Below are 21,720 nucleotides of genomic sequence, written 5' to 3'. Positions count from 1 at the left end.
GCCGGAGGCCCGAGGAGGTGCCATGTCAGTCGTCTCAGCCGAGTCCGCACTCGAAGCGCAGTTCGACGCCGTCGTCGCGCGCAAGGACCGCATCGAACCGCGCGATTGGATGCCGGAGGCGTATCGCAAGACCCTGATCAGGCAGGTGGCGCAGCACGCCCACTCCGAGATCATCGGCATGCAGCCGGAGGGCAACTGGATCGGACGTGCGCCGTCACTGCGCCGGAAAGCGATCCTCCTCGCCAAGGTGCAGGACGAGGCGGGTCACGGACTGTACCTGTACTCCGCAGCGGAGACTCTCGGCGCCTCGCGGGACGAGCTCACCGAGATGCTCATCTCCGGCAGGCAGAAGTACTCCTCGATCTTCAACTACCCGACCCTGTCGTACACCGACGTCGGCACGATCGGCTGGCTGGTCGACGGCGCGGCGATCTGCAACCAGGTGCCGCTCTGCCGCACCTCCTTCGGCCCCTACGGTCGGGCGATGATCCGCATCTGCAAGGAGGAGTCCTTCCACCAGCGGCAGGGGTACGAGCTACTGATGACGATGATGCAGGGCACCGACGAGCAGCGTGCGATGGTGCAGGAGTCCGTGAACCGGTTCTGGTGGCCGTCGCTGATGATGTTCGGCCCTCCCGACGACTCCTCGCCCAACACCGCGCAGTCGATGGCCTGGGGCATCAAGACCCACACCAACGACGAACTGCGACAGAAGTTCGTCGACATGACCGTCCCGCAGGCGGAGGCGCTCGGCGTCACCCTTCCCGATCCCGAGCTGGTCTGGAATGAGGAGCGCGGCCACCACGACTTCGGCCAGCCCGACTGGGACGAGTTCTGGGCCGTCGTCGGCGGCAACGGACCCTGCAACGCCCAGCGTGTGGCGCACCGCGCGAAGGCCTGGGAGGACGGCGCCTGGGTCCGCGAGGCCGCGATGGCCTTCGCGGCCTCGTCCGACGCGGAAGGAGAGCCGGCATGACCGGACAGACGCGCGCCGAGTGGCCGCTCTACGAAGTGTTCGTCCGCGGAAAGCGCGGGCTCAACCATGTGCACGTGGGATCGCTGCACGCGGCGGATGACCAGATGGCACTGCACCACGCCAGGGACGTCTACACGCGGCGAAACGAGGGCGTGAGCATCTGGGTGGTCCGGTCCACCGCGATCACCGCATCGAGCCCCGACGAGAAGGACCCGATGTTCGATCCGAGCGGAGACAAGGTCTACCGCCACCCCACCTTCTACGAGATCCCGGAGAACGTCCCCCACATGTGAGGGAGGAGCGACGACATGGCAGACGTGCACACCCACGATGAGGACTCTCACGACAGCGCCTACGCCGGGCTGCTCGTCAACGACGCGCACTGGGCCTTCGGCACCGACTTCGAGGATCCCCTCGCCGGCGTCGACACCACGGTGCCGGACGGCGTCGCCCCCGCAGCGCTCGCCGCGTACTGCCTGATGCTCGGCGACGATGCGCTGGTGCTCTCGCAGCGGATCTCGGAGTGGTGCAGCCGCGCTCCGGATCTGGAGGAGGACATCGCCCTGGCGAACATCGCGCTCGACCTCCTCGGCCAGTCGCGGCTGCTGCTGGCGCGGGCCGCGGCGGCCGACCCCTCGGCGGTCCCGGCGCTCGCCGCTTCCTCGCCGGTGCCGGACGAGGACCGTCTCGCGTTCTTCCGCGACGACATGGCATTCCGCAACGTACGCCTGGCCGAGGTGCCCAACGGCGACTTCGCCGAGGCCGTCGTGCGGATCCTGCTCTTCTCCACGTGGCGCTACGCCCTCTTCACGCGCCTCTCGTCCAGCCGCGACGCAGTGCTGGCCGCGGTGGCCGCGAAGGGCGGCAAGGAGCTCGCGTACCACCGCGACTTCGCGGGGCGCTGGTTCGTGACGCTCGCACGGGGCACCGACGAGTCCCGTCGTCGTCTCGTCGCCGCACTGGACGCGCTGTGGCCGCTGTACCCCGAGCTGTTCGAGACGCACGATGTCGAGCAGGAGCTCGCCGAAGCCGGCGTCGGCGTCGATCCGGCATCGGCCGCCGACGAGGTCGGCGTGGTGCTCGACCAGGTCTTCGCGGCTGCGGGCGTGGAACGCCCTGAGCGGGAAGGCCTCGCCGGCGTGCAAGGGCGCAAGGGCCGCGACGGCGGTCACACGGAGTCGCTCAGCCGGCTGCTCGCGGAGATGCAGGTCGTCGCGCGCGCGCATCCGGAGGGGAAGTGGTGAGGATGGCCGACGTCGCCGAGCGCGCCGAGACCCTCGTGCGCGCCTGGGCCGCGGCATCCCGCGTCGTCGACCCGGAGCTGCCGATGCTCACGCTCGTCGACCTGGGCGTGCTGCGGGACGTCGACGTCGACGGCGACGGCGCGGTCGTGGCCGCGATCACGCCGACCTATTCGGGATGCCCGGCGATGGCGACGATGCGCGATGATCTGCTCCGGGAGCTGCAGGACGCTGGTTTCGCCGATGCGCGGATCCGGGTCTCCCTGGAACCGGCCTGGACCAGCGACTGGATCACCCCGGAAGGCAGGACCGCGCTCGCCGAGGCCGGCATCTCGCCGCCGGGCCCCGCGCCGCGCCATGGGGGCCCCGTCGCGCTGCGTCTCGGACCCACGAGGCGGGCGGTGAGCTGCCCGCAGTGCGGCAGCGACGACGTCGCGCTCAGCAGCGAGTTCGGCTCGACGGCGTGCAAGGCCATGTACCGCTGCCGGGCCTGCCTCGAGCCGTTCGACCACGTGAAGGAGATCTGACATGACAGCGTCGACAGCACCCGCGCGCGCGGCGTTCCATCCGCTCATCGTCACCGGCGTGGACCCGCTGACCGACGACTCCGCGGCGGTGACCTTCGCCGTGCCGGAGGAGCTGCACGAGGAGTTCGCGTTCGCCGCGGGGCAGTCCCTCACGCTGCGCCGGATGATCGGAGACGTCGAGGAGCGCCGCACCTACTCGATCTGCGCGCCCGCCGGCAGCGCTCCGCGCATCGGCGTGCGCGTGGTCCCCGACGGTCTCTTCTCGAACTGGCTGACGCGCGACGTGCGTCCCGGCGACGTGATCGAGGTGCAGCCGCCGAGCGGGAGCTTCCGCGCCGATGCGGCGGACGGCGGCCGGCATCTCTGCATCGCCGCAGGATCGGGCATCACGCCCATGCTCTCGATCGCCGCGACGGTGCTCACCAACCCCGCCTCCGAGGTGACCCTGCTCTACGGCAACCGCACGACGAACTCCGTGATGTTCGCCGAAGAGCTCGCCGACCTGAAGAACGCCCATCCCGACCGCCTGCAGCTGATGCACGTCCTCTCGCGGGAGCCGCGCGACGTCGAGCTCTTCTCCGGACGCCTCGACGCCGCACGTCTCCGCACACTGCTGGCCACCTTCGTGGCCGTCGAAGAGATGGACCACGTGTGGCTCTGCGGCCCGTTCGGGATGCTGACGGACGCCCGGGCGGTGCTGGAGGACCTGGGCGTGCCCCGCGACCGCGTGCACTTCGAGCTCTTCTACGTCGACGAGCCGCCGCCCGAGGTGCGGCACGCCGACGCGGTCGTCGAGGGCGTCACGAGCGAGGTGACCGTGCTGATCGACGGTCGCAGCACCACGACGGCGATGGCGCGCAACGCCACCATCCTCGACTCGGCGCAGAAGACGCGGACGGATCTGCCGTTCGCGTGCAAGGGCGGCGTGTGCGGCACCTGCCGTGCCAAGCTGTGCCATGGCGAGGTCGACATGGTGCGCAACTATGCGCTCGAGCCCGGCGAGATCGCCGACAACTTCATCCTCACCTGCCAGTCGTTCCCCGTGAGCGACGAGGTGACCGTGGACTTCGACAGCTGACCGGAGCGAATGATGACCGAAGCCTTCATCCTTGACGGGATCCGCACGCCCATCGGCCGCTACGGCGGCGTGCTCGGGGGCGAGCGGCCGGACGACCTCGCCGCCCTCGTGATCCGGGAGGTGGTGGCCCGCAGCGGCATCGACCCCGAGCACGTCGACGAGGTGGTCCTCGGCGCCGCCAACCAGGCCGGCGAGGACAACCGCAACGTGGCGCGGATGGCCGGCCTGCTCGCCGGCCTCCCGCAGACGGTTCCCGGCTTCACCGTCAACCGCCTGTGCGCCTCGGGGATGACCGCGATCGCGACGGCGCGGCAGATGATCCTCGCCGGCGACGCCGACGTGGTGATCGCCGGAGGCGTCGAGTCGATGACCCGTGCGCCGTGGGTGACCGAGAAGCCGGCGAAGGCCTGGGCGAAGCCCGGGCGCAGCTGGGATACGTCGATCGGATGGCGCTTCACGAATCCCCGCTTCGACGACGAGACCACGCTCACGATGCCGCAGACCGCCGAGCGGGTCGCCGAGAGGTACGGACTCGCGCGTGACGAGCTCGACGCGTTCGCCCTCCGCTCCCACCAGCGTGCGGTGCAGGCGCAACGGGACGGGCGCTTCGATGCGGAGATCGTCGCCGTCGGCGATGTCTCCGCGGATGAGGGGCCGCGCCCCGACACCACGGCGGAGAAGCTGGCCGGTCTGCGACCCGTGCACGGGCAGGGGGGAGCGATCACCGCCGGCAACTCCAGCTCGCTGAACGACGGTGCCGCGGCGGTCGTCGTCGTCAGCGACCGCTACCTCGATGCGCACGGTCTGCAGCCCCGGGCGCGGGTCGTCGGAACAGCCAGCGCAGGAGTGCCGCCGGAGATCATGGGCATCGGCCCGATCCCGGCCAGCCGCAAGGTGCTCGACCGGGCCGGCTGGAGCGTGGACGATCTCGACGCGGTTGAGCTCAACGAGGCGTTCGCGTCCCAGGCCATCGCGTGCATCCGCGGGCTCGAGCTGGACGACGCGATCGTGAACGCCTGGGGCGGGGCGATCGCTCTCGGGCATCCGCTGGGCTGCTCGGGGACCCGCATCGCCGTCACGCTGCTGAACCGTCTCGAGCAGTCGGCCGGCAGCCGGGGTCTCGCGACGATGTGCGTCGGCGTCGGACAGGGCGGCGCGCTGCTGCTGGAGCGCCCGTGAGCGCCGGTGAGGCGCTGCTGGTCGAGGAGCGCGACGACCGGGTGATCCTCCGCCTGAACCGCCCCGAGGTGCGCAACGCGATCGATCTGACGCTCGTCGAGGCCCTGCACGAGGCCTGTCGGCAGTTGGAGCAGCGTCCGAGGGTTGCGCTGCTGATCGGGTCAGGGGGGACGTTCGCGGCGGGCGCCGACATCGGTCAGCTGCGCGAGCGTCGGAGGGAGGACGCGCTCGCCGGCATCAACTCCGGTATCTTCGACCGCATCCATCGGCTGCCGCTGCCGACGATCGCGCTGCTCGACGGCTACGCGCTCGGCGGGGGAGCGGAGCTCGCCTACGCCTGCGACTTCCGCATCGGCACGCCCGCGGTCAGGATCGGCAACCCTGAGCCGGGCCTCGGCATCCTCGCCGCGGCCGGTGCCGCATGGCGTCTGCGGGAGCTCGTCGGAGAGCCGCTCGCGAAGGAGATCCTCCTCGCCGGACGCACGCTGACCGGTGAGGAGGCCCGAGAGGCTCGGCTGCTCAACGAGGTGGTCGAGGCCGATGAGCTGGAGGCCGCAGGCCACCGTCTCGCCGATCGCATCACCGTCCAGGCGCCGCTGGCGATCCGCCTCACCAAGTCGGCGTTCCATGCGCCGCGCGAGGCGCATCCGCTCATCGACGACATCGCGCAGGCGGTGCTCTTCGAGACGCAGGAGAAGCACGACCGGATGACCGCGTTCCTGGAGCGCAAGGCGAAGAAGGAGGGCGCATGACGGTTCCGGAGCGGGTCGGGGTCTACGGCGGAGGCCGGATGGGTGCGGGGATCGCGCACGCGTTCGCACTGGCCGGCGCCGACGTGTCGGTGATCGAGGGCTCCGAGGAGACCGCGGGGGCCGCGCGCGAGCGGATCGCCGCGAGCCTCGCGAAGGCCGCCGAGAAGGGCGTGGAGGCGCGCGGCCGGGCGGCGGTGGGCGTCGACGCCCGAGCTCTCGCGGACTGCACTCTGGTGGTCGAGGCCGTGCCCGAGCTGCCCGACCTCAAGCGGGAGGTGCTGGAGCGAATCGCCGTGGCCGCCCCGGAGGCGGCGATCGGGAGCAACACGAGCTCGCTGTCGATCGACGGGCTCGCCGGTGCTCTCGACGACCCGTCGCGGCTGATCGGGCTGCACTTCTTCAACCCCGTGCCGGTCAGCGACCTCGTCGAGATCGTCGTTGGCGCCCGCACGGCCGACGAGCTGGTCGGTCGGGCCCGGGGGTGGGTCGAAGGACTCGGCAAGACGGCGATCACCGTGCGCGACTCCCCGGGCTTCGCGAGCAGCAGACTCGGCGTCGCACTGGCGCTGGAGGCGATGCGGATGCTCGACGAGGGGGTGGCCTCGGCAGAGGACATCGACACCGCGATGACGCTCGGCTACCGGCACCCCGCCGGACCGCTGCGCACGACCGACATCGTCGGGCTCGATGTGCGCCTGGCGATCGCGGAGCATCTCGAACAGGAGCTCGGGCCGCGTTTCGCGCCGCCACGGGTGCTGCGGGACAAGGTCGCGGCGGGACAGCTCGGACGCAAGACCGGACAGGGGTTCTACGCATGGTGACGACGATGGACGACCAGCAGCTCGCGCAGGCGTGCGCCGACACGATGTGGGCCTCCGACGACGCCAGCAAGGGCCTCGGCATGACCATCGAGCGAGTCGGCCCCGGCACGGCGACGCTGTCGATGGAGATCCGCGCGGACATGGTCAACGGCCACGGGATCTGCCATGGCGGCTTCCTCTCCACGCTGGCGGACAGCACCTTCGCGTTCGCCTGCAACAGCAGGGGCATCGTGACCGTCGCGTCGGGTTTCGAGGTGGACTTCCTGGAGCCGGTCCACCTCGGTGATCGGCTCGTGGCCGAGGGCCGGGAGGTCGTGCTGCGCGGACGTTCGGGCATCTACGACATCACGGTGCGTCGCGGCGACACGGTCGTCGCGGTGTTCCGAGGACGCAGCCGATCGCTGGGCCGGCCGGTGCTGGGGGAGGCATCATCATGACGACGATCCTGCTGGAGAGGGACGGGGCGCTCGCGAGGATCATCCTCGATCGCCCCGACCGCCACAATGCGCTCACCACCTCGATGAAGGATGAGCTGGCGGCGGCGATGGGAGAGGTCGCCGCCGACGATGCCGTCCGCGCCGTGGTGCTCGCGGCGAACGGCCGTTCGTTCTGCGTCGGTCAAGACCTCGGTGAGCACGCGGAGGCGCTGGCCGACGGCGCGGACGCCGCCTTCGCCACGGTGCGGGCCCACTACACGCCGATCGTACGCGGCCTGATGACGATGCCGAAACCCGTCGTGGCCGCCGTGAGCGGTGCGTGCATGGGGGCCGGCCTCGGGTTCGCGCTGGCCTGCGATCACCGCGTGTTCGCCGCCGACGCGCGCCTCGGCACCGCGTTCTCGGCCATCGGGCTGACCTTCGACTCCGGCCTCTCCTACACGCTCCCGCGTGCCGTCGGCGTGCAGCGGGCAGCGGAGCTCATGCTGCTGACCGCCTCGTTCTCGCCGGAGCAGGCGATCTCGTGGGGCGTCGGCGGGGAGATCGCCGAGGACCCGATCGCTCGGGCGATGGAGGTCGCCGGGCGGCTGGCGGCCGGTCCGACGGTCGCCTACGCGCAGACGAAGCGGATGCTGCTCGACCTTCCGTCCCTGGAGGCCGCGCTCGAGGCGGAGGCCGAGGGGCAGACGGTCAGCGGGGCGACGGACGATCACTGGGGGGCGGTGCAGGCGTTCCTCTCGCGGGAGACGCCGAGCTTCCACGGGCGCTGAGCCCTGACCTTCCCGTCCGGATCAGCGGGGGCGCAGGCCGTCGAGGGCGACGGTCAGCACCTCGTCCGCGAGGCGGTCCGGATCGATCGAGCCCCCGGTGCGATACCACTCGACGATCGAGTTGATCATGCCGAACACCAGGCGGGTGGTGGTGCCGGCGTCGATGTCGTCGCGGAGCAGACCTTCGGCCTGCGCTTGACGGACCAGCGCGGCGACCCGCTGGTCGAACGTGCGGCGGCGCTGCAGGGCAGCGAGCTCGATCGCGCTGTTGCCGCGGAGCCGCAGCAGAAGGGTCACCTCGGCCTGACGCGCGGTCAGGACCTGCACCGCGCCGCGGATGCCCTCCGAGAGCTGCTCGGCCACGGTGGAGTGCTGCATCGCCTCGTCCAGGGCCCCTTCGAGCCCGCCGAGGGCCGAGTCGAGAGCGAGCTCCAACAGCTGCTCCTTGGAGTCGAAGTGGTGGTAGAGCGCGGACTTGGTCAGCCCGAGACGGCCGGCGAGGTCGGCGACCGAGGTCGCGTCGTACCCCTGCTGGTTGAAGACGTCGACGGCGACCTGCAGCACCTGATCACGGGTGTATCCGGGGCGTCCGCGGCGCGGAGCGCGCGTCGTGGCCATCGTTGCTCCCTTCTGAGCGGGCACCACGGCGGCGACGTCGGGTCCCTTCGTCCAACGTAGTGCCCCCGGTCAGCGCTAAGCTGGAGGAGCACTGCCCTATTTCGAGAGGACCGCCATGTTCGCGTTCATCGCCTTCCTGATCATGTTCGTCGGCGGGATCTTCCTCACCGGCATCGCGCACGGGCTTCCGGAGTGGCAGGGCGTCGTGTTCACCGCCGGCATCCTCCTGGTCAGCCTGTCGCTGGCCTTCGTGATGCGTCAGCGCGGATCGGCGACCCGCCGGTCGAACAACTGGTCCCAGGAGGGCTGACCCTCCGCCGCCAGGGCCTCACCTCCAGTCGATGAGGATGAGGCCCTGTTTCGTGTCCGCGACCTTCACCCAGCCGTCGCCGAACTGGTAGGTCATGCCGTAGCCGTCCTCGTCGGTCGAGAACGCGTGGTTCGGATCCTCGGTGAGGTAGTCGCCGGCGGCATCGTCGATCTTCTGCCAGCCTGCCTGGTTCAGCGACGAGCGCAGCTTGTCGATCAGCTCGGGGCTCGCGGGCGCCCAGCCGTACATCTGGCCGTGGTCCGAGGCCACGGAGTAGTCGGCCCACATGCAGAGGATGCCGCCGTCGACCACGATGTCACCGACGCGGAACTCGTCCTGCTTCGGCGTCCAGTGCTGTGACTTCAAGCCTTCGACGGTGCCGGGGGAGATGATCGTCTCGCAGGTCGGATCCGCGGCGGGCTTCTCCGTCGGCGGGGGCGTGGGGGCGACGGTCGCCGCGGGGGTCGTCGCCGAGGGCTTCGTGGGCTGTTTCGTCGGCGATGGCGTGTGAGCGGAGCACGCCGAAGTGAGGGCGATGAGCGCGATCGAGGCGACCGCGAGGGGGAGCCGGGGAGTCATCTGCCTTCTCACTCTCTGCCTGCTCACCCGACCGGCGTCCGCAGCAGGTCGACGAAGGCGTCGTGGAGGGCGCCGTTGGTGGCGAGGGCGGACAGATCGCTGATCGATGCGCTGCCGTCCGCCGCGGTGAACCGTCCGCCGGCGGCGTCGACGATCGCGACGGCGGCGGCGATGTCGTATTCCTTGACGCCGAACTCCGCCACCATGTCGATGCGTCCCTCGGCGAGGAGCATGTAGGAGTAGACATCGCCGTAGGCGCGGTCGCGCCACACGCGGTCCGCGATGCGGAGCAGCTGGGGGAGACGGCCGGCATCGGCCCACTGCGCGATGCTCTGGAAGCTCACGCTCGCGTCGTCGAGGGAGGACACCGACGAGACTTCGATCGGAACGGGGGCGTCGGTGGACCCCGTCCACGCGCCGACTCCGGAGAGACCCCACCAGCGGCGTCCGAGCGCCGGCATGCTCACGACGCCGATCCGGGGAACTCCGTCGATCGCCAGGGCGATCATGGTGCCCCAGAGCGGCACTCCGCGGAGGAAGTTCGCGGTGCCGTCGATGGGGTCGATGATCCACTGGCGATGCGTGTCGCCATCCGCGCCGAACTCCTCGCCGAGGATGCCATCGGCGGGGCGCTGGTCGGCGATGAGCGCCCGGATCGCTCGTTCGGTCGCGAGGTCGGCGTCCGTGACGTGCGAGTGGTCCGCCTTCGTGGAGACCTCCAGATCCGCGGCGTCGAAGCGCGGGAGCGACTGCGCGTCCGCCGCATCGGCGAGGCGCAGGGCGAACTCGAGGTCGTCGAGAAGGGAGGCGTCCGTGGGGGAGGAGGTCACGTCCCCAGGATAGTCGGCCCGTCCCAGAAGCCCTGGGGCGCGACGCGCCCGGGCGTCGCCGGGTGATTTTGTGGGTCGAGCATCCGGCTGGTAACGTTATTCCTCGGTGCCGCACGGCGCCACGCACCTCTAGCTCAATCGGCAGAGCAACTGACTCTTAATCAGTGGGTTCAGGGTTCAAGTCCCTGGGGGTGCACGGACAAGCCCTGGTAGATCTCGCCATCTACCGGGGCTTTTCTGCATCTTCTGGAGGCTTTCCCCCAGCGGCCCTGCTCTCACGGTCGGCACGTCCCCGTGGATGAGGTCAGCTCGCAGCTCAGCTCGGCCCGCGTCTCAGCGCGCCGGCCGAGGACTCTTGCGCATCAGCCAGACTGCGGCGCCGAGTGTGAGCACCCAGCCGATCACCTCGATGAGCAGATGATCCGTCGCGTTCGGCACAGACTGCAGCAGGTAGACCCGCACGCTGTTGATCGCTCCGTGCGTCAGAACAGCAGGCCAGACGCTTCCCGAGCGCCAGCGCAGCGCGAGCAGCAGTGGCGCCCAGGGCAGCATCCCGGCGAAGTAGATCACGATGTCCCAGAACGGCCGATCGCCGATGACCGCGAGCACCGGCAGATGCCAGACGATCCACACCAGCCCGCTGACCACGGCGAGACGCCAGAAGCCCCACGATGCGGCGCGCGTCGCCAGCCACCCGCGCCAGCCGAACTCCTCACCGATCGCGAACACGGACTGCATGAGGAACACCGGGATCACCCACACGGTGGCGGCCAGGATCTCGTCGAGCGGGTTGAGTCGCCAGATGCCTGTCGCGAGGGCGAACGAGGTCTGCGCCGCGGCGATCACCGCAATGAGTCCGATGCCGATGCCGGCCCATCCCATCGCACCTCGCCACCGCGTCGCGAAGGTCTCTCGGAACGTCCCTGGGCGACGGACGAGCCACAGGATGACCGCCGCGAGCAGCGGCGTCAGCTGCAGGATCGGCGTGATCAGGTTGTCGACATCCGTCGGCACGAGCCGGAAGACCATCGGAACCGACAGCGCGAAGCACAGGAGGATCGCGATGGCGAAGAACGAGGTGACGTCAGAGGTCGTCGATCGGGCGGAGGACGAGCGGGCGGGGATCGGGCTCATGGTGACCTCGGTTCGTCTCGGAAGGGGTGCGTCTAGCAATCTAGGCAGGCGCGCCGACCTGCCGGAATGCGGAAACCCGGAAGGTCGGCGGGGGATACCCGGAATCCGGCGGCGAGAGGTCGTTTCGCCGCTCAGGAGAGCGTGGAGAGGGCCTTGGCCCGACGGTTGCGGGAGGCGAGCACCGCCCCGCCGAGGACGGCCGCGGTGAGTGATCCGACGAGCACGCCGATCTTCACGTGCTCGTCCGCGACGGAGCTCGCACCGAAGGCGAGCTCCCCGACGAGGAGCGACACCGTGAAGCCGATCCCCGCGAGGAACGACATTCCGATGAGGTCTCCCCAGCGGATGGTCTCGTCGAGCCGGAAGGCGCGGGCCCGGCTGAGGAGGAAGGTCGTGAGGACGATGCCGATCGGCTTTCCGAGCACGAGTCCGGCGACGATGCCGAGGGTGATCGGGTCCGCGAACGCCGAGCGGAGGCCGTCGACGCCGCCGATCTCCACGCCCGCCGCGAAGAAGGCGAACACGGGCACGGCAAAGAGGGTCGCGACCACGCCCCACCGGTCGGCGAGGTGCGCGGCCATGCCGTCGTACAGCGGCTCGCCGTTCGCGTCCGTGCCCTTGCGGATGCGGGCCTGTGCGGTGGGCTCCACGGGCACCACGAACCCGAGGAGCACACCGGCGACGGTCGCGTGGACCCCGGAGGCGTGGATGCAGACCCAGGTCGCCACGGCGAGCGGAAGCAGCACCCAGGGGGAGCGGATGCCTTTCTGCACCGCCATCGCGAAGCCCGCGAGAGGCAGGAGGGCGAGCGCGATCCACGGGCCGCTGATCGTCTCGGTGTAGAAGGTCGCGATGATGGTGATCGCGATCAGGTCGTCGATGATCGCCAGGGTCAGCAGGAAGACGCGCAGCGCGGGCGGCAGGAACCTCCCGACGACCGCGAGCACGGCGACGGCGAAGGCGATGTCGGTCGCGGTCGGGATCGCCCATCCTCGGAGCGCCTCCGGTCCCGACCCGGCGTTCAGCGCCACGAAGATCACCGCGGGCACGATGACGCCTCCGATGGCCGCAGCGATCGGCAGCGCGGCCCGACGGGGATCGCGGAGCTGCCCCGCGACGAACTCCTCCTTCAGCTCGAGCCCGACGACGAAGAAGAAGATCGCGAGGAGGCCGTCGGCCGCCCATGCGCCGACGCTGAGGTCGAGGTGCAGCTCCGGGATGCCGAACCGGAAGTCGCGGACGCTCTCGTACCACGAGGCGCCGGGAGAGTTCGCGAGCACCAGGGCGGCCACGGTCGCGGTGAGGAGGAGCGCCCCGGCGAAGACGTCGCTGCGGGCGGTGGAGAGGATGCCCCGCCAGAGCTCATGGGGGGCAGGCAGGAAGGAGGGACGACGGGAAGACATGCAAAGACCTCGATGGGTGGGAACGGGCTCGGACAGCGGCAGACCGCGCCCCGTCGATCGAGGAACGGCCTAGGCGGCTGGCGGCGGGCAGCCCGCGATCTCACCGTGGGAGATCGTGCCCCACACGCTGGTCCATCCGTTCGTCCCCGGATGCAGCACCACTCTCATCCACGCGCGCATCGGCTCGGCGGATCCCAGGCGCTGCGGGGCTCGGGCGGAGCCGGCGTGGGGACGAATGGGCACGCGACCATCCTAGGCGGGCCGCCTGCGAGCCGGCCGACCGTGTCGCCCTTCCGCGGTCACCGCGTCGTCCGTACACTCGGCACATCGGAACAGGCAGGAGGCGCCGCATGGATCTGGTGTTCCCCAAGGAGACGATCACAATCAGGACCGATGAGGGGCTCGTCCTGATGCGGATCTGCGACATATGCGGCGCCGCGGTCGTCGAGGCCGTGGACACGGACTACGCGTATCACCGGGAGTGGCACGACAAGACCGGCAGCCGGAACTGGCTCCCCTCTAGGCGCTAAGCGCGAGACGCTCGCTCGCGCGCGCGTCGTTCCCTCCCCGAGGGGCGACTCAGGCCGGCAGAGCGAGGTGGAGGGTCGGGTACGGGCGTCCGTCCCCGTCGACCTCGCTCCGTCCGGTCTGCACGAACCCGCGGCTGAGATAGAACCCGTGTCCCTGGGGGTTCTGCTCGTTGACGTCGACCCTGGTGACGCCGTGCCGTTCCACGGTCTCGCGGAGCAGCACGGTCCCGATGCCCGTGCCGCGTGCGTCGTCGGACACGAAGAGCATCTCGAGGTTCCCCTCGGCCACGCCGGCGAACGCGATCGGCCTCTTGTCGCGCTCGGCCACGATGAGCGTCACGGCCGGGAAGTACGCCGATGCGAGGTTCCCCTCGATACGGGCGAAGTCGGACTCCTCGAGGAAGTCGTGGGTGGCGCGGACGGCGCTCCGCCAGATCCCGACGAGCGCCGGATACTCCGAAGGGCCGAAAGCCGGGCGGATGCGGATCTCAGTCGGGTTCTCGGGCATCGAACGATGCTGGTGCAGATGCCATCGGCTGTCAAGCCACGCGGATGTCGACGTCCGGCTCCTCCGCGGCGTCAAGGGCTGCGGTGACGTGCAGAGAGGTGGTCGGGAAGACGGGCACCGGGGAGTCCGCCTGGCTGATCAGGAGCTCGATCTCGGTGCAGCCCAGCACGACGCCTTCGGCGCCGGACTCGGCGAGCCGGACGATGACCTCCCGGTATGCCTGCCGCGACTGCTCGGTGATGATGCCCTTCACCAGCTCGTCGTAGATGATCCGATGGACCGTCGCGCGATCCTCTTCGTCAGGGATGACGGAGGTGACACCGTGCCGCGCGAGTCGGTCGCGGTAGAACGTCTGCTCCATCGTGAACGCGGTGCCGAGCAACCCGACGGTCGTCAGGCCTTCCTTGACGATCGCTTCGGACGTGGAGTCGCCGATGTGGATGAACGGGACTGTGATCGCCGCGGTGATCCGATCGGCGACCAGATGCATGGTGTTAGTGCAGAGCACCACCAGCCCGGCGCCGGCCGCTTCCAGTCGTTCTGCGTGCGCGGCGAGGATGCGGCCCGCCGCGTCCCAGTCGCCGACCGCCTGCAGCGCTTCGATGTCGGCGAAGTCGAGCGAATCGAGCAGGATCGAGGCCGAGTGGTAGCCGCCCAGCCGCTCGCGAATCTGTTCGTTCGCCATTCGATACCAGCTGAGGGATGACTCCCAGCTCATTCCGCCGAGCACACCGATCGTCTTCACACTGCCTCACCCTAGAGCAGGTGTTCCCTTCGCTCCTGTCCCGCCGCCGATGCCCGCGCCTCCCGGGCCGATAGGGTCGGCGGGTGGAACAGGAGCAGCGACTGACGGGCGGCAACGCGAGCGGTGCCGTGGTGAAGGTGGCCGACACGGTGCGGAAGGCCTGGACAGCGTCGAGCCCGAGCGTGCAGGGGTTCATGACCGCGCTACGGGGGAGCGGAGTCGACGTGCCTGCCCCGAGAGGGCGCGATGAACGCGGACGGCAGGTCGTCGAGTTCATCCCCGGCCGTCTCGCGATGCACTCGGCGCCCCTGACCGCCGCCGAGCTGCGCCGGGTGGGCGGGATGGTGCGCGCGATCCACGACGCCGCCGCGGGCTTCGTCCCGCCCGCCGACGCGCGGTGGGAGACGGCCATCCCCGCGCCCGGCGAGGAGCTGATCTGCCACAACGATCTCGCGCCGTGGAATCTCGTCCTCGGTGACCGCTGGGTGTTCATCGACTGGGATGCCGCGGCTCCGAGCACCCGGCTGTGGGATCTCGCCTACGCCGCACAGGCCTTCACCCTCTCGCATCCCGGCACAGCGCCGGACTGCGCGGGGCTCGATCTCCGCGCCTTCGTCGACGGGTACGGAGCGGGGGCGGCCCTTCGCGACGCGCTTCCGGAGGCGATCGAGCAGCGGGTCGGCGCGATGCTCGCTCTGCTCCGGACCGCGCACGCCGAAGGCAGGGAGCCCTGGGCGACGATGTTCCGCGACGGACACGGCGAGCACTGGGGCGCGGTGGAGAACTATGTCCGAGCGCATCGGGAGACGTGGTGCGCCGCGCTCGTCGAAGGCACCGTGTAGGGGCGGTGTAAGGTGATCCTCACCGAGGACACCGCTCCCACCATCGATCTGCGTCCCGTCGCTCCGCACCGCCGGATCCGGGCATCCGCGCAGACGGCATCTCGAGGAGTCATCATGTCCGCTTCTTTCGCGCTCGTCCGTTTCGCGCCGACGATCCCTGTCAGTGACGTCGAAAGGTCAGCCGCCTTCTACGCCTCCGTTCTCGGGATGGACGAGGTCTTCCGCAACGGGGATCCCACCGGGTTCGTCATCCTCGAAAGGGCGGGTGTCGAGCTCCACCTGACGCTCGTGCCCGGTCATCGAGGGACCACGGCGAACGTCGCACATCTGATGGTCCACGGCGTCGACGCTCTGTACGGACGCTGTGCCGAGCTCGGCGTGCCCATCGTCAAGGGAATCCGAGACGCCGACTTCGGTCTGCGCACCTTCGTGTTCGCCGATCCCGACGGGAACCGGGTCGACGTCGGCGAGGAACGCGCCTGACGGACGACGCCCGGCTCGAGACGATCAGCGAGATCGCGTGCGAGAGGGACTGCCCTGCGGCGGCAGAGCAAAAGCCCGGCGGGAGGAGTGTCGTCCTCCCGCCGGGCTCCGTCGTGTCCGGATCGGGCGTCAGGAAAGACCCGGGATGCGGGCCTGGAGTGCGGAGATCGCGGCGTCCTCGGTGACGGTCGCGACGCCGTTCGTCACGGTCGCCGACGAGCCGAGGAACGTGGCCTGCCCGTTGATGATCGCGTAGTATCCGCCGCGGCGGCTTCCGACCTTGCCCTGGATGAAAATGATCATGTCGTCGTCCTTCTGAGGTTGAGGCTGAGGCACGGTCGTGCCGGAGATGCGCGAGGTGAGGAACGGCACGGGATCGACCTGGCCGCCGCCGGGGTTGATCTCGAGATGGAGGTGGACCCCGGTGGAGTTCCCCGTCGAGCCCATGGTCGCGAGCGGGCTCCCCGCGGCGACGGTCTGTCCCGCCGACACCAGGATCGTGCCCGCGGCGAGGTGCAGATAGCGCGACGTGTACCCGGAGTGCTGTATCAGCACCTGATACCCGCCGGCACTCCAGCCGGCGAGCACACCGGTGGAGACCACCGTGCCCTCAGTCACCGCCCGCACCGTGGAGAACCCGATGAAGTCGGTTCCTGCGTGCAGGCGTCCGTCTCGGTCGCCGTAGCCGCTGCTGATCGGCGGCCTCGTCGTCGTCCCGTTCGGCCACAGCGTCGGACCGGCCGCAAGGGCCAGGTCGGCATCGACCGCTGTCGCGCCGAGGACGACGACGCCCGCGGCAACGCCCGCGGCCGACAGGAACGAACGCCGTGATATCGGATCCGAGAGGATGGCCTCGAAGGACCGGGTCTCAGAATTCGGTGGACTCATGTGCTCCCCCTTCATGCACGTGTCGAATGGCCATGACGCTAACGGCTCGGAGGCGCTCTTCGCTGTCCCCTTTTTGTCCTACAGCGCGACCACGTTCGCCTCGGGTACGGTCACGAGGGAGTGGGTTCGGGAGGGACTGCGTCGGGCGCCGACGACGAGGGGATCGGCGAAGACGAGGTTCTTCGCCGGGGTCAGGCGCGGCGGTACTGTGCGGTGACGGGGCAGTCGAAGGGGTCTCTGGCCGCGAGCCCGACGCGGTTCAGGTAGTCGATGACGATGGCGTAGGAGCGCCACAGGGATGTCTCCGTGTACGGCACCTCGAGAGTCGCGCAGTGCTCACGGACGATCTCCCGCGCCCTGGCGAGGTGCGGGCGGGCCATGCTGGGGAACAGGTGGTGCTCGACCTGGTAGTTCAGACCGCCCATGAGCCAGGTCGCCCACCATCCGCCCCGGATGTTGCGGGAGGTGCGGACCTGCTTGGAGAAGAAGTCGAGCCTCGCATCCGCCGCGATCACCGGCATGCCCTTGTGATTGGGGGCGAACGATGCGCCCATGTAGACGCCGAAGACGGCGATCATCACGCCGACGAAGGCGAAGGCCATGCCCAGGGGGAGGAACAGGAAGACGGGCGTGAGGACGAGGACGAAGCGGACGGCGAGCAGCGCGATCTCGGATGCGCGTGCCTTCACCGGGCCGCGTCCGAACAGATGCCGGAAGCTGAGGATGTGGAGGTTGAGCCCCTCAAGCGTGAGGAGCGGGAAGAAGAGCCAGCCCTGCTTGCGGGTGATGGCTCGGCGGAGCCCGCGGGCCCTCGCGGCGTCCTCGTCGAGGAACGAGATCGTGTCGACCTCGATATCGGGATCCTTGCCCACACGGTTGGGGTTGGCATGGTGGCGGCTGTGCTTGGAGTCCCACCAGGAATAGCTCATGCCGACGACGGCGCCGAGCACACGGGCGAGGCGATCGTTCGCGGGGCCGGTGGCGAGGATCTGCCGGTGTGCGGCCTCGTGCGCGAGGAAGGCCACCTGGGTGAACAGGATGCCGAGGGCGGCGGCGATGAGCAGCTGGAACCAGCTGTCGCCGAGAAGGACGAATCCGGTGACCGCACCGCCGAACCCGAGGAGCAGAGCCGTCCCGACCATCGCGTAGAACCATGGCGCGCGACGCAGCAGACCCGTTTCGCGGACGACCTCTGACACGTGCGTGTAGGCCCGTGCGATCGGCGGAAAGTCCTCGGCGCGGGCGTACGTCTGTCGGACCGGGCCGAGGGCGGACGTCTCGGATACGACGGCAACGGGCATGATCGGCGCCAATCTTCCGGCAGGGGCGGGAACGCGCCCTGCGGTGAAGCCAAAGGCGGGTGCCGATCGCTGCTCTCACCGTACTGCGATGCGTATTCCGCACGGCGTATGAAGGAGCGCGGGCTGTACCTCGGGGCCCCCTCTTCCGCTCGGCGGGCGCCGATGAGATCATGGCGATGGCGAGGAGGCGTCACCATGATCGAGCTCGACGACATCGACACCGACGACGACGGGGCGCTCACGGCGACGGCCGAGCTCCCTGGCGGACGTCACGTGACCGTGCAGTACGACTTCGACGACGACTTCGATCTGGAGGAGTCCGAGGACGAGGCGGACGACGACGAGGAGGACATCGAGCCGGAGAATCTGCCGAGCCTCGAGGAGATGCAGCGCACCGCCGAGCACGCGCTCGCGCGGCTGACCGAGGAGATCCTCGACGCGCGCGAGCGTCAGGTCGTGCGGGAGCTCTCCGAGGCGGTCGCCGAGGACGATGAGGACGATGTCGACGACCTCATCGAGGAGCTCGCCGAGGACATCTCCCTCGACGGCGTCGTGGTCTTCGGCGACGGCGGGATGACGCTGCTCTACGTCTCGCCGGAGCAGTACCCCGACGCGACGATCTTCTGCCTGCTCGACGACGACCTCGAGGTCGACGACCTGATGGTGGAGTAGCGTCCTCAGGCGACGCGGATCGACGGCCCGTCGGTCAGCGTCCGCAGTTGTGCGAAGGTCAGCGGCATCACGGTGTGCGGCGTCCCGCCCGCCGCCCAGATCTCCTCGAACCCCTGCAGGTCCTCGTCGAGGTAGCTGCGCAGGGGAGCGGGGTGTCCGACCGGAGCGACGCCGCCGATCGCCTGGCCGGTCGCTTCCCGCACGAGCGACGCCGGCGCCATCGCGACGTTCGAGGCGCCGATGCTCTCGGCGAGCACGCCGAAGTCCACGCGGTGGGCGCCGCTCGTCATGACGAGCACCGGTTCGCCGTCGGCGGTCAGTACGAGGCTGTTCGCGATCGCGCCGACCTCGCACCCGACCGCCGCCGCGGCCTCGGCGGCCGTGCGGGCCGACTCGGGGAGCACGACCACTCGGGTGCGGACGCCTGCCGCTTCGAGATGCTCCTGCACGATGCGGCTGCGGGCCGGGAGGGAATCGGCATCGGTCATGAGTGCTCCTCTGTCGCAGGGGCCGCGCCTCAGGCGGCGTCACCCACGAGGATAGCCTCGGCGTCCTCCGCCGGCCCCTCCGCCTCGTCGTCGATGTGCGCGAGCACTCGGCGGCCGAGGAACACCGTGAGCGCGGCGATCAGCACGGACACGGCCGCGAACACGTAGGGGACCGTCGCGTTGAAGGTGTGCCACAGCAGCGCGGCCAGCGGCGGGGCGGCGGCGCCGCCGAGGAAGCGCACCGCCGAGTACGCCGAGGAGGCGGCGGAGCGGGGCAGGTCGGTGGCCTCCATCACGGCTTCGGTGAGCACTGTGTTCATCACGCCGAGCAGCAGACCGCCGACGATGATGCAGACCACCAGCGCGGTGGGACTCGAGACGAGGACGCCGGCCAGGACGAGGTCGACGGCGAGGAGCGGCAACACGGTGAGGATGATCGTGGTGCGGCGCATCCGGCGCATCAGGAACGGTGCGGCCCAGACGCTGGTCACGGCGAGGGCGACGCCCCAGCCGAAGAAGGTCAGCCCGATCCCCATTGCGCCGAAGCCGAGCGGGAACGGGGAGAACGCGAGCAGAACGAAGAAGCCGATGTTGTAGAACAGTGCGGCGACCGCGAGGATCGCGAGCGCCGGACGTCCGAGTGCCTGGAACGGCGCGGAGAACGGCATCGGCTCGCGCTTCTCGCCCTTCGAGCGCACCAGCGTGAGGACGGCGATGAAGCCGATCGCCATGAGTGCGACAACGCCGAAGAACGGTCCGCGCCAGCTGACCTCGCCGAGAAGGCCGCCCAGCAGGGGGCCGATCGCGATGCCGAGTCCCAGTGCCGCCTCGTAGAGGACGATGGCTGCTCCGCTGCCGCCGCTGGCGGCGCCGACGATCGTCGCGAGGGCGGTCGAGATGAAGAGCGCGTTGCCGAGGCCCCAGCCGGCGCGGAACCCGATGACCATCTCGACGTTGCCGCTGACGGCGCAGAGCAGGGCGAACACGACGATGAGGGCGAGCCCCGTGAGGAGGGTCGCCTTGGCGCCGATACGGCTGGACACCCAGCTGGTGATGAGCATCGCGAGCCCGGTGACCAGCAGGTAGGTCGTGAAGAGCAGCTCGGTCTCGACCGGCGTCGCCTTCAGCGATTTGGCGATCGCGGGCAGGATCGGGTCGACGAGCCCGATGCCCATGAAGGCGACCACGCAGGCGAAGGCCACCGCCCACACCTGCGCGGGCTGCCTCCAGACCGATCCGGTCGAACTGCTCATTCCATGTCTCCCGTCTGATGTTCGTGTTCGATGCTGTGCGTGCGCAGGAGCTCTGCGGCGCGCGCGAGGACCCGCCAGTCGTCGTCATCGAGGTCGGCGAAGCGGGGAGCGAGGGTCGTCCGGAACTCGCGTCGCCACTCATGCAACGCGTCAGCTCCGGCCGGGGTGATCGCGACGAGGGTCGCTCGGGAGTCGTCGGGGTCCGGGGTGCGGGCGAGGAGACCGACCCGTTCGAGCTCGCCGATCAACCGCGTCATGCCCGGTTGCGTGGTGCGGGCCGCGCGGGCGAGGGCGCCGACGCGCAGCGGGTTCCCCGGCTCGAGGATGCCGAGGAGGCGCCACTGCGCCGAGGGGGCGTCGTTCCGTGCGTCCTGAGCGGCGATGCGGGCGAGTGCGTGCGCGGACATCACGATTCTTGGGATGATGTCTTCGCGATCCATATCAATGAGTATATATCACTCGGTATGTAATCGATGCTCTCAGCGTCGGGCGCCGGCGATCCGAGACGAGAGCTGATGGGCGTGCGCCATCAGCGTACGTCCGAGCTGCGGCAGGCGCTCGGGGCCGAAGCGGAACTCCACTCCGGTGAGGCTCAACGCCCATTCCGGTCGCCCGTCGCGATCGAACACCGCGGCACCCATGCCCCAGGAGCCCTCCACGATCAGGCCGGGGTTCACCGCGTATCCGCGCGCCTTCGTCTCGGCGAGGCGACGGCGCAGCGGCCTCTCGCCGTGCGGGCGCCCCCACCGCTCCACCAGCTCGGGATGCCGGTCGAGATAGGCATCCACATCGTGGTCAGGCAGGAACGAGAGGATCGCGAGGCCCGCGCTCGCGACACCCAGCGGGAACCGCACGCCCTCGCTGAGGACGAAGGAACGGATGGGGAACGAGCCCTCCTCGCGGAGCAGGCACACGGTCTCATCGGCGCGGCGCACGGAGAGGAAGGCACTCTCCTCGGTCTTCACCGCCAGCGAGCGCACGATGTCGCGGCCGAGCTCGGTGACGTCGTAGCGCGCTGCGGCGACGGTGCCCATCAGGTACAGCTCCGGACCCGGCATCCAGAGGGATGTCGCGTCGTCTTGGTCGACCAGCCCCTCGACGCGCAGGGCAGTGAGCAGGCGGTGCGCCGTGGAACGGCTCAGCCCGGAGTCGCGGGCGAGGCGCTGCAGCGACGCGCCGTCGGCGGCGGACGTCACGAGGCGCAGCAGGCCTGCGGCTCGCGCAACCGCCTGGGCTCCGGGCACGGTACGCCGCGGCGTGGAGGGGGATTCCATAATGTGGACGCTAGTGCGGCCGATGACCACATCGCAAGCAGCCGTTTGCCGCCGCGCTGCGGACGGGCGGATGCTGGAGGC

General features: G+C 69.9%; 30 protein-coding genes and 1 tRNA gene. 17 read left to right on the top strand and 14 right to left on the bottom strand.

Annotated features, from left to right (window positions below; genetic code table 11):
• The first annotated feature begins 22 nt into the window (after positions 1-22).
• From paaA to ABWO84_RS01185, 10 genes are read left to right on the top strand one after another with little or no spacing between them, the layout of a single operon-like run.
• Positions 23-976, top strand: coding sequence for a 1,2-phenylacetyl-CoA epoxidase subunit PaaA (gene paaA, locus ABWO84_RS01230; protein WP_353111691.1), 954 nt, complete (start codon positions 23-25; stop codon positions 974-976).
• Positions 973-1,269 carry a 1,2-phenylacetyl-CoA epoxidase subunit PaaB gene (gene paaB, locus ABWO84_RS01225; protein WP_353111689.1) on the top strand — a complete coding sequence of 99 codons (297 nt, stop codon included), beginning with the start codon at positions 973-975 and terminating at the stop codon, positions 1,267-1,269. The genes paaA and paaB overlap by 4 nt, the downstream gene beginning before the upstream one ends.
• 15 nt (positions 1,270-1,284) lie before the next feature.
• On the top strand, positions 1,285-2,220 hold the full coding sequence (gene paaC, locus ABWO84_RS01220; protein WP_353111687.1) for a 1,2-phenylacetyl-CoA epoxidase subunit PaaC: 936 nt from the start codon (positions 1,285-1,287) through the stop codon (positions 2,218-2,220).
• Positions 2,221-2,222: 2 nt separating this feature from the next.
• The gene (paaD, locus tag ABWO84_RS01215) at positions 2,223-2,744 is read left to right on the top strand and encodes a 1,2-phenylacetyl-CoA epoxidase subunit PaaD (protein ID WP_353111685.1); all 522 of its coding nucleotides are present in this window, start codon (positions 2,223-2,225) and stop codon (positions 2,742-2,744) included.
• A 1-nt stretch (position 2,745) separates the two neighbouring features.
• Positions 2,746-3,822, top strand: coding sequence for a 1,2-phenylacetyl-CoA epoxidase subunit PaaE (gene paaE, locus ABWO84_RS01210; protein ID WP_353111683.1), 1,077 nt, complete (start codon positions 2,746-2,748; stop codon positions 3,820-3,822).
• A gap of 12 nt (positions 3,823-3,834) precedes the next feature.
• Positions 3,835-5,001 carry a thiolase family protein gene (locus ABWO84_RS01205; protein ID WP_353111681.1) on the top strand — a complete coding sequence of 389 codons (1,167 nt, stop codon included), beginning with the start codon at positions 3,835-3,837 and terminating at the stop codon, positions 4,999-5,001.
• Positions 4,998-5,753, top strand: coding sequence for an enoyl-CoA hydratase/isomerase family protein (locus tag ABWO84_RS01200; RefSeq protein WP_353111679.1), 756 nt, complete (start codon positions 4,998-5,000; stop codon positions 5,751-5,753). The genes ABWO84_RS01205 and ABWO84_RS01200 overlap by 4 nt, the downstream gene beginning before the upstream one ends.
• Entirely contained in the window at positions 5,750-6,574 is an 825-nt protein-coding gene (locus ABWO84_RS01195) for a 3-hydroxyacyl-CoA dehydrogenase family protein (protein ID WP_353111677.1), read from the top strand. Before ABWO84_RS01200 ends, ABWO84_RS01195 begins: the two co-directional genes overlap by 4 nt.
• A complete protein-coding gene (paaI, locus tag ABWO84_RS01190) occupies positions 6,568-7,011 on the top strand; it encodes a hydroxyphenylacetyl-CoA thioesterase PaaI (protein ID WP_353111675.1) in 444 nt (147 codons plus the stop codon). The genes ABWO84_RS01195 and paaI overlap by 7 nt, the downstream gene beginning before the upstream one ends.
• Complete coding sequence (locus ABWO84_RS01185) at positions 7,008-7,781, top strand: enoyl-CoA hydratase/isomerase family protein (RefSeq protein WP_353111673.1); 774 nt, start codon at positions 7,008-7,010, stop codon at positions 7,779-7,781. The genes paaI and ABWO84_RS01185 overlap by 4 nt, the downstream gene beginning before the upstream one ends.
• 21 nt (positions 7,782-7,802) lie before the next feature.
• Here the strand turns inward: ABWO84_RS01185 and ABWO84_RS01180 are convergent, their stop codons facing one another.
• Entirely contained in the window at positions 7,803-8,399 is a 597-nt protein-coding gene (locus ABWO84_RS01180) for a TetR/AcrR family transcriptional regulator (RefSeq protein WP_353111671.1), read from the bottom strand.
• Between the two features lie 115 nt (positions 8,400-8,514).
• On the opposite strand from ABWO84_RS01180, the gene ABWO84_RS01175 reads away from it, so the two are divergent.
• Complete coding sequence (locus ABWO84_RS01175) at positions 8,515-8,709, top strand: hypothetical protein (protein WP_353111668.1); 195 nt, start codon at positions 8,515-8,517, stop codon at positions 8,707-8,709.
• Positions 8,710-8,727: 18 nt separating this feature from the next.
• Here ABWO84_RS01175 and ABWO84_RS01170 read toward each other — a convergent pair whose 3' ends face one another.
• On the bottom strand, positions 8,728-9,075 hold the full coding sequence (locus tag ABWO84_RS01170) for a hypothetical protein (protein WP_353111666.1): 348 nt from the start codon (positions 9,073-9,075) through the stop codon (positions 8,728-8,730).
• Positions 9,076-9,085: 10 nt separating this feature from the next.
• On the opposite strand from ABWO84_RS01170, the gene ABWO84_RS01165 reads away from it, so the two are divergent.
• Complete coding sequence (locus ABWO84_RS01165) at positions 9,086-9,220, top strand: hypothetical protein (protein WP_353111664.1); 135 nt, start codon at positions 9,086-9,088, stop codon at positions 9,218-9,220.
• Between the two features lie 91 nt (positions 9,221-9,311).
• Here the strand turns inward: ABWO84_RS01165 and ABWO84_RS01160 are convergent, their stop codons facing one another.
• Positions 9,312-10,118, bottom strand: a complete 807-nt coding sequence (locus tag ABWO84_RS01160; RefSeq protein WP_353111662.1) for an inositol monophosphatase family protein — start codon at positions 10,116-10,118, stop codon at positions 9,312-9,314.
• 123 nt (positions 10,119-10,241) lie between these two features.
• On the opposite strand from ABWO84_RS01160, the gene ABWO84_RS01155 reads away from it, so the two are divergent.
• A tRNA-Lys gene (locus ABWO84_RS01155) sits at positions 10,242-10,314 on the top strand.
• 137 nt (positions 10,315-10,451) lie between these two features.
• Here the strand turns inward: ABWO84_RS01155 and ABWO84_RS01150 are convergent.
• From ABWO84_RS01150 to ABWO84_RS01140, 3 genes are all read right to left on the bottom strand, one after another.
• The gene (locus ABWO84_RS01150) at positions 10,452-11,252 is read right to left on the bottom strand and encodes a CPBP family glutamic-type intramembrane protease (protein ID WP_353111660.1); all 801 of its coding nucleotides are present in this window, start codon (positions 11,250-11,252) and stop codon (positions 10,452-10,454) included.
• 131 nt (positions 11,253-11,383) lie between these two features.
• Complete coding sequence (gene nhaA, locus ABWO84_RS01145) at positions 11,384-12,655, bottom strand: Na+/H+ antiporter NhaA (RefSeq protein ID WP_353111658.1); 1,272 nt, start codon at positions 12,653-12,655, stop codon at positions 11,384-11,386.
• A 69-nt stretch (positions 12,656-12,724) separates the two neighbouring features.
• Positions 12,725-12,898: a hypothetical protein gene (locus ABWO84_RS01140; RefSeq protein WP_353111656.1), complete on the bottom strand. Its 174-nt coding sequence runs from the start codon at positions 12,896-12,898 to the stop codon at positions 12,725-12,727.
• Positions 12,899-13,005: 107 nt separating this feature from the next.
• Between ABWO84_RS01140 and ABWO84_RS01135 the strand changes: the two genes are divergently transcribed.
• Positions 13,006-13,185 (top strand): histidine ammonia-lyase, encoded by a 180-nt coding sequence (locus ABWO84_RS01135; protein WP_353111654.1) that lies wholly within the window; start codon positions 13,006-13,008, stop codon positions 13,183-13,185.
• Positions 13,186-13,234: 49 nt separating this feature from the next.
• Here the strand turns inward: ABWO84_RS01135 and ABWO84_RS01130 are convergent, their stop codons facing one another.
• A complete protein-coding gene (locus ABWO84_RS01130) occupies positions 13,235-13,693 on the bottom strand; it encodes a GNAT family N-acetyltransferase (RefSeq protein ID WP_353111652.1) in 459 nt (152 codons plus the stop codon).
• Between the two features lie 31 nt (positions 13,694-13,724).
• Positions 13,725-14,438, bottom strand: coding sequence for an aspartate/glutamate racemase family protein (locus ABWO84_RS01125; protein WP_353111650.1), 714 nt, complete (start codon positions 14,436-14,438; stop codon positions 13,725-13,727).
• Between the two features lie 83 nt (positions 14,439-14,521).
• Here ABWO84_RS01125 and ABWO84_RS01120 point away from each other — a divergent pair, with 83 nt between their 5' ends.
• Both ABWO84_RS01120 and ABWO84_RS01115 read left to right on the top strand, forming a co-directional pair.
• Positions 14,522-15,280, top strand: coding sequence for a phosphotransferase (locus ABWO84_RS01120; protein ID WP_353111648.1), 759 nt, complete (start codon positions 14,522-14,524; stop codon positions 15,278-15,280).
• A gap of 114 nt (positions 15,281-15,394) precedes the next feature.
• On the top strand, positions 15,395-15,763 hold the full coding sequence (locus tag ABWO84_RS01115) for a glyoxalase superfamily protein (protein ID WP_353111646.1): 369 nt from the start codon (positions 15,395-15,397) through the stop codon (positions 15,761-15,763).
• Between the two features lie 129 nt (positions 15,764-15,892).
• Here ABWO84_RS01115 and ABWO84_RS01110 read toward each other — a convergent pair whose 3' ends face one another.
• Together ABWO84_RS01110 and ABWO84_RS01105 are read right to left on the bottom strand one after the other, a co-directional pair.
• Positions 15,893-16,651, bottom strand: a complete 759-nt coding sequence (locus ABWO84_RS01110) for a M23 family metallopeptidase (RefSeq protein WP_353111644.1) — start codon at positions 16,649-16,651, stop codon at positions 15,893-15,895.
• A 191-nt stretch (positions 16,652-16,842) separates the two neighbouring features.
• On the bottom strand, positions 16,843-17,952 hold the full coding sequence (locus ABWO84_RS01105; protein ID WP_353111642.1) for a fatty acid desaturase family protein: 1,110 nt from the start codon (positions 17,950-17,952) through the stop codon (positions 16,843-16,845).
• A 195-nt stretch (positions 17,953-18,147) separates the two neighbouring features.
• Between ABWO84_RS01105 and ABWO84_RS01100 the strand changes: the two genes are divergently transcribed.
• On the top strand, positions 18,148-18,624 hold the full coding sequence (locus ABWO84_RS01100; RefSeq protein WP_353111640.1) for a hypothetical protein: 477 nt from the start codon (positions 18,148-18,150) through the stop codon (positions 18,622-18,624).
• A gap of 5 nt (positions 18,625-18,629) precedes the next feature.
• Here the strand turns inward: ABWO84_RS01100 and ABWO84_RS01095 are convergent, their stop codons facing one another.
• The 4 genes from ABWO84_RS01095 to ABWO84_RS01080 are packed head-to-tail and all read right to left on the bottom strand — an operon-like array spanning position 18,630 to position 21,639.
• The gene (locus ABWO84_RS01095) at positions 18,630-19,112 is read right to left on the bottom strand and encodes a YbaK/EbsC family protein (protein WP_353111638.1); all 483 of its coding nucleotides are present in this window, start codon (positions 19,110-19,112) and stop codon (positions 18,630-18,632) included.
• Positions 19,113-19,141: 29 nt separating this feature from the next.
• Positions 19,142-20,365, bottom strand: a complete 1,224-nt coding sequence (locus ABWO84_RS01090) for an MFS transporter (protein ID WP_353111636.1) — start codon at positions 20,363-20,365, stop codon at positions 19,142-19,144.
• Complete coding sequence (locus ABWO84_RS01085) at positions 20,362-20,805, bottom strand: MarR family winged helix-turn-helix transcriptional regulator (RefSeq protein WP_353111634.1); 444 nt, start codon at positions 20,803-20,805, stop codon at positions 20,362-20,364. Before ABWO84_RS01085 ends, ABWO84_RS01090 begins: the two co-directional genes overlap by 4 nt.
• A gap of 39 nt (positions 20,806-20,844) precedes the next feature.
• Positions 20,845-21,639: an IclR family transcriptional regulator gene (locus ABWO84_RS01080; protein ID WP_353111632.1), complete on the bottom strand. Its 795-nt coding sequence runs from the start codon at positions 21,637-21,639 to the stop codon at positions 20,845-20,847.
• Positions 21,640-21,720: the final 81 nt, after the last annotated feature.

The organism is Microbacterium sp., assembly GCF_040394595.1.
GTDB lineage: Bacteria > Actinomycetota > Actinomycetes > Actinomycetales > Microbacteriaceae > Microbacterium.
Note: the sequence above shows the minus strand (reverse complement) of the source record. Positions and strands in the feature narration are given on the sequence as shown.

What these genes read in the sequence shown, in the direction of transcription:
- ABWO84_RS01135 (WP_353111654.1), top strand. Translation starts at nt 13,006, where the DNA reads ATGGATCTGGTGTTCCCCAAGGAGACGATCACAATCAGGACCGATGAG.
- ABWO84_RS01195 (WP_353111677.1), top strand. Translation starts at nt 5,750, where the DNA reads ATGACGGTTCCGGAGCGGGTCGGGGTCTACGGCGGAGGCCGGATGGGT.
- ABWO84_RS01205 (WP_353111681.1), top strand. Translation starts at nt 3,835, where the DNA reads ATGACCGAAGCCTTCATCCTTGACGGGATCCGCACGCCCATCGGCCGC.
- paaD (WP_353111685.1), top strand. Translation starts at nt 2,223, where the DNA reads ATGGCCGACGTCGCCGAGCGCGCCGAGACCCTCGTGCGCGCCTGGGCC.
- paaA (WP_353111691.1), top strand. Translation starts at nt 23, where the DNA reads ATGTCAGTCGTCTCAGCCGAGTCCGCACTCGAAGCGCAGTTCGACGCC.
- ABWO84_RS01150 (WP_353111660.1), bottom strand. Translation starts at nt 11,252, where the DNA reads ATGAGCCCGATCCCCGCCCGCTCGTCCTCCGCCCGATCGACGACCTCT.
- ABWO84_RS01175 (WP_353111668.1), top strand. Translation starts at nt 8,515, where the DNA reads ATGTTCGCGTTCATCGCCTTCCTGATCATGTTCGTCGGCGGGATCTTC.
- paaI (WP_353111675.1), top strand. Translation starts at nt 6,568, where the DNA reads ATGGTGACGACGATGGACGACCAGCAGCTCGCGCAGGCGTGCGCCGAC.
- paaC (WP_353111687.1), top strand. Translation starts at nt 1,285, where the DNA reads ATGGCAGACGTGCACACCCACGATGAGGACTCTCACGACAGCGCCTAC.
- ABWO84_RS01080 (WP_353111632.1), bottom strand. Translation starts at nt 21,639, where the DNA reads ATGGAATCCCCCTCCACGCCGCGGCGTACCGTGCCCGGAGCCCAGGCG.
- ABWO84_RS01090 (WP_353111636.1), bottom strand. Translation starts at nt 20,365, where the DNA reads ATGAGCAGTTCGACCGGATCGGTCTGGAGGCAGCCCGCGCAGGTGTGG.
- ABWO84_RS01095 (WP_353111638.1), bottom strand. Translation starts at nt 19,112, where the DNA reads ATGACCGATGCCGATTCCCTCCCGGCCCGCAGCCGCATCGTGCAGGAG.
- nhaA (WP_353111658.1), bottom strand. Translation starts at nt 12,655, where the DNA reads ATGTCTTCCCGTCGTCCCTCCTTCCTGCCTGCCCCCCATGAGCTCTGG.
- ABWO84_RS01105 (WP_353111642.1), bottom strand. Translation starts at nt 17,952, where the DNA reads ATGCCCGTTGCCGTCGTATCCGAGACGTCCGCCCTCGGCCCGGTCCGA.
- ABWO84_RS01100 (WP_353111640.1), top strand. Translation starts at nt 18,148, where the DNA reads ATGATCGAGCTCGACGACATCGACACCGACGACGACGGGGCGCTCACG.
- ABWO84_RS01085 (WP_353111634.1), bottom strand. Translation starts at nt 20,805, where the DNA reads ATGGATCGCGAAGACATCATCCCAAGAATCGTGATGTCCGCGCACGCA.
- ABWO84_RS01180 (WP_353111671.1), bottom strand. Translation starts at nt 8,399, where the DNA reads ATGGCCACGACGCGCGCTCCGCGCCGCGGACGCCCCGGATACACCCGT.
- ABWO84_RS01185 (WP_353111673.1), top strand. Translation starts at nt 7,008, where the DNA reads ATGACGACGATCCTGCTGGAGAGGGACGGGGCGCTCGCGAGGATCATC.
- paaB (WP_353111689.1), top strand. Translation starts at nt 973, where the DNA reads ATGACCGGACAGACGCGCGCCGAGTGGCCGCTCTACGAAGTGTTCGTC.
- ABWO84_RS01130 (WP_353111652.1), bottom strand. Translation starts at nt 13,693, where the DNA reads ATGCCCGAGAACCCGACTGAGATCCGCATCCGCCCGGCTTTCGGCCCT.
- ABWO84_RS01110 (WP_353111644.1), bottom strand. Translation starts at nt 16,651, where the DNA reads ATGAGTCCACCGAATTCTGAGACCCGGTCCTTCGAGGCCATCCTCTCG.
- paaE (WP_353111683.1), top strand. Translation starts at nt 2,746, where the DNA reads ATGACAGCGTCGACAGCACCCGCGCGCGCGGCGTTCCATCCGCTCATC.
- ABWO84_RS01115 (WP_353111646.1), top strand. Translation starts at nt 15,395, where the DNA reads ATGTCCGCTTCTTTCGCGCTCGTCCGTTTCGCGCCGACGATCCCTGTC.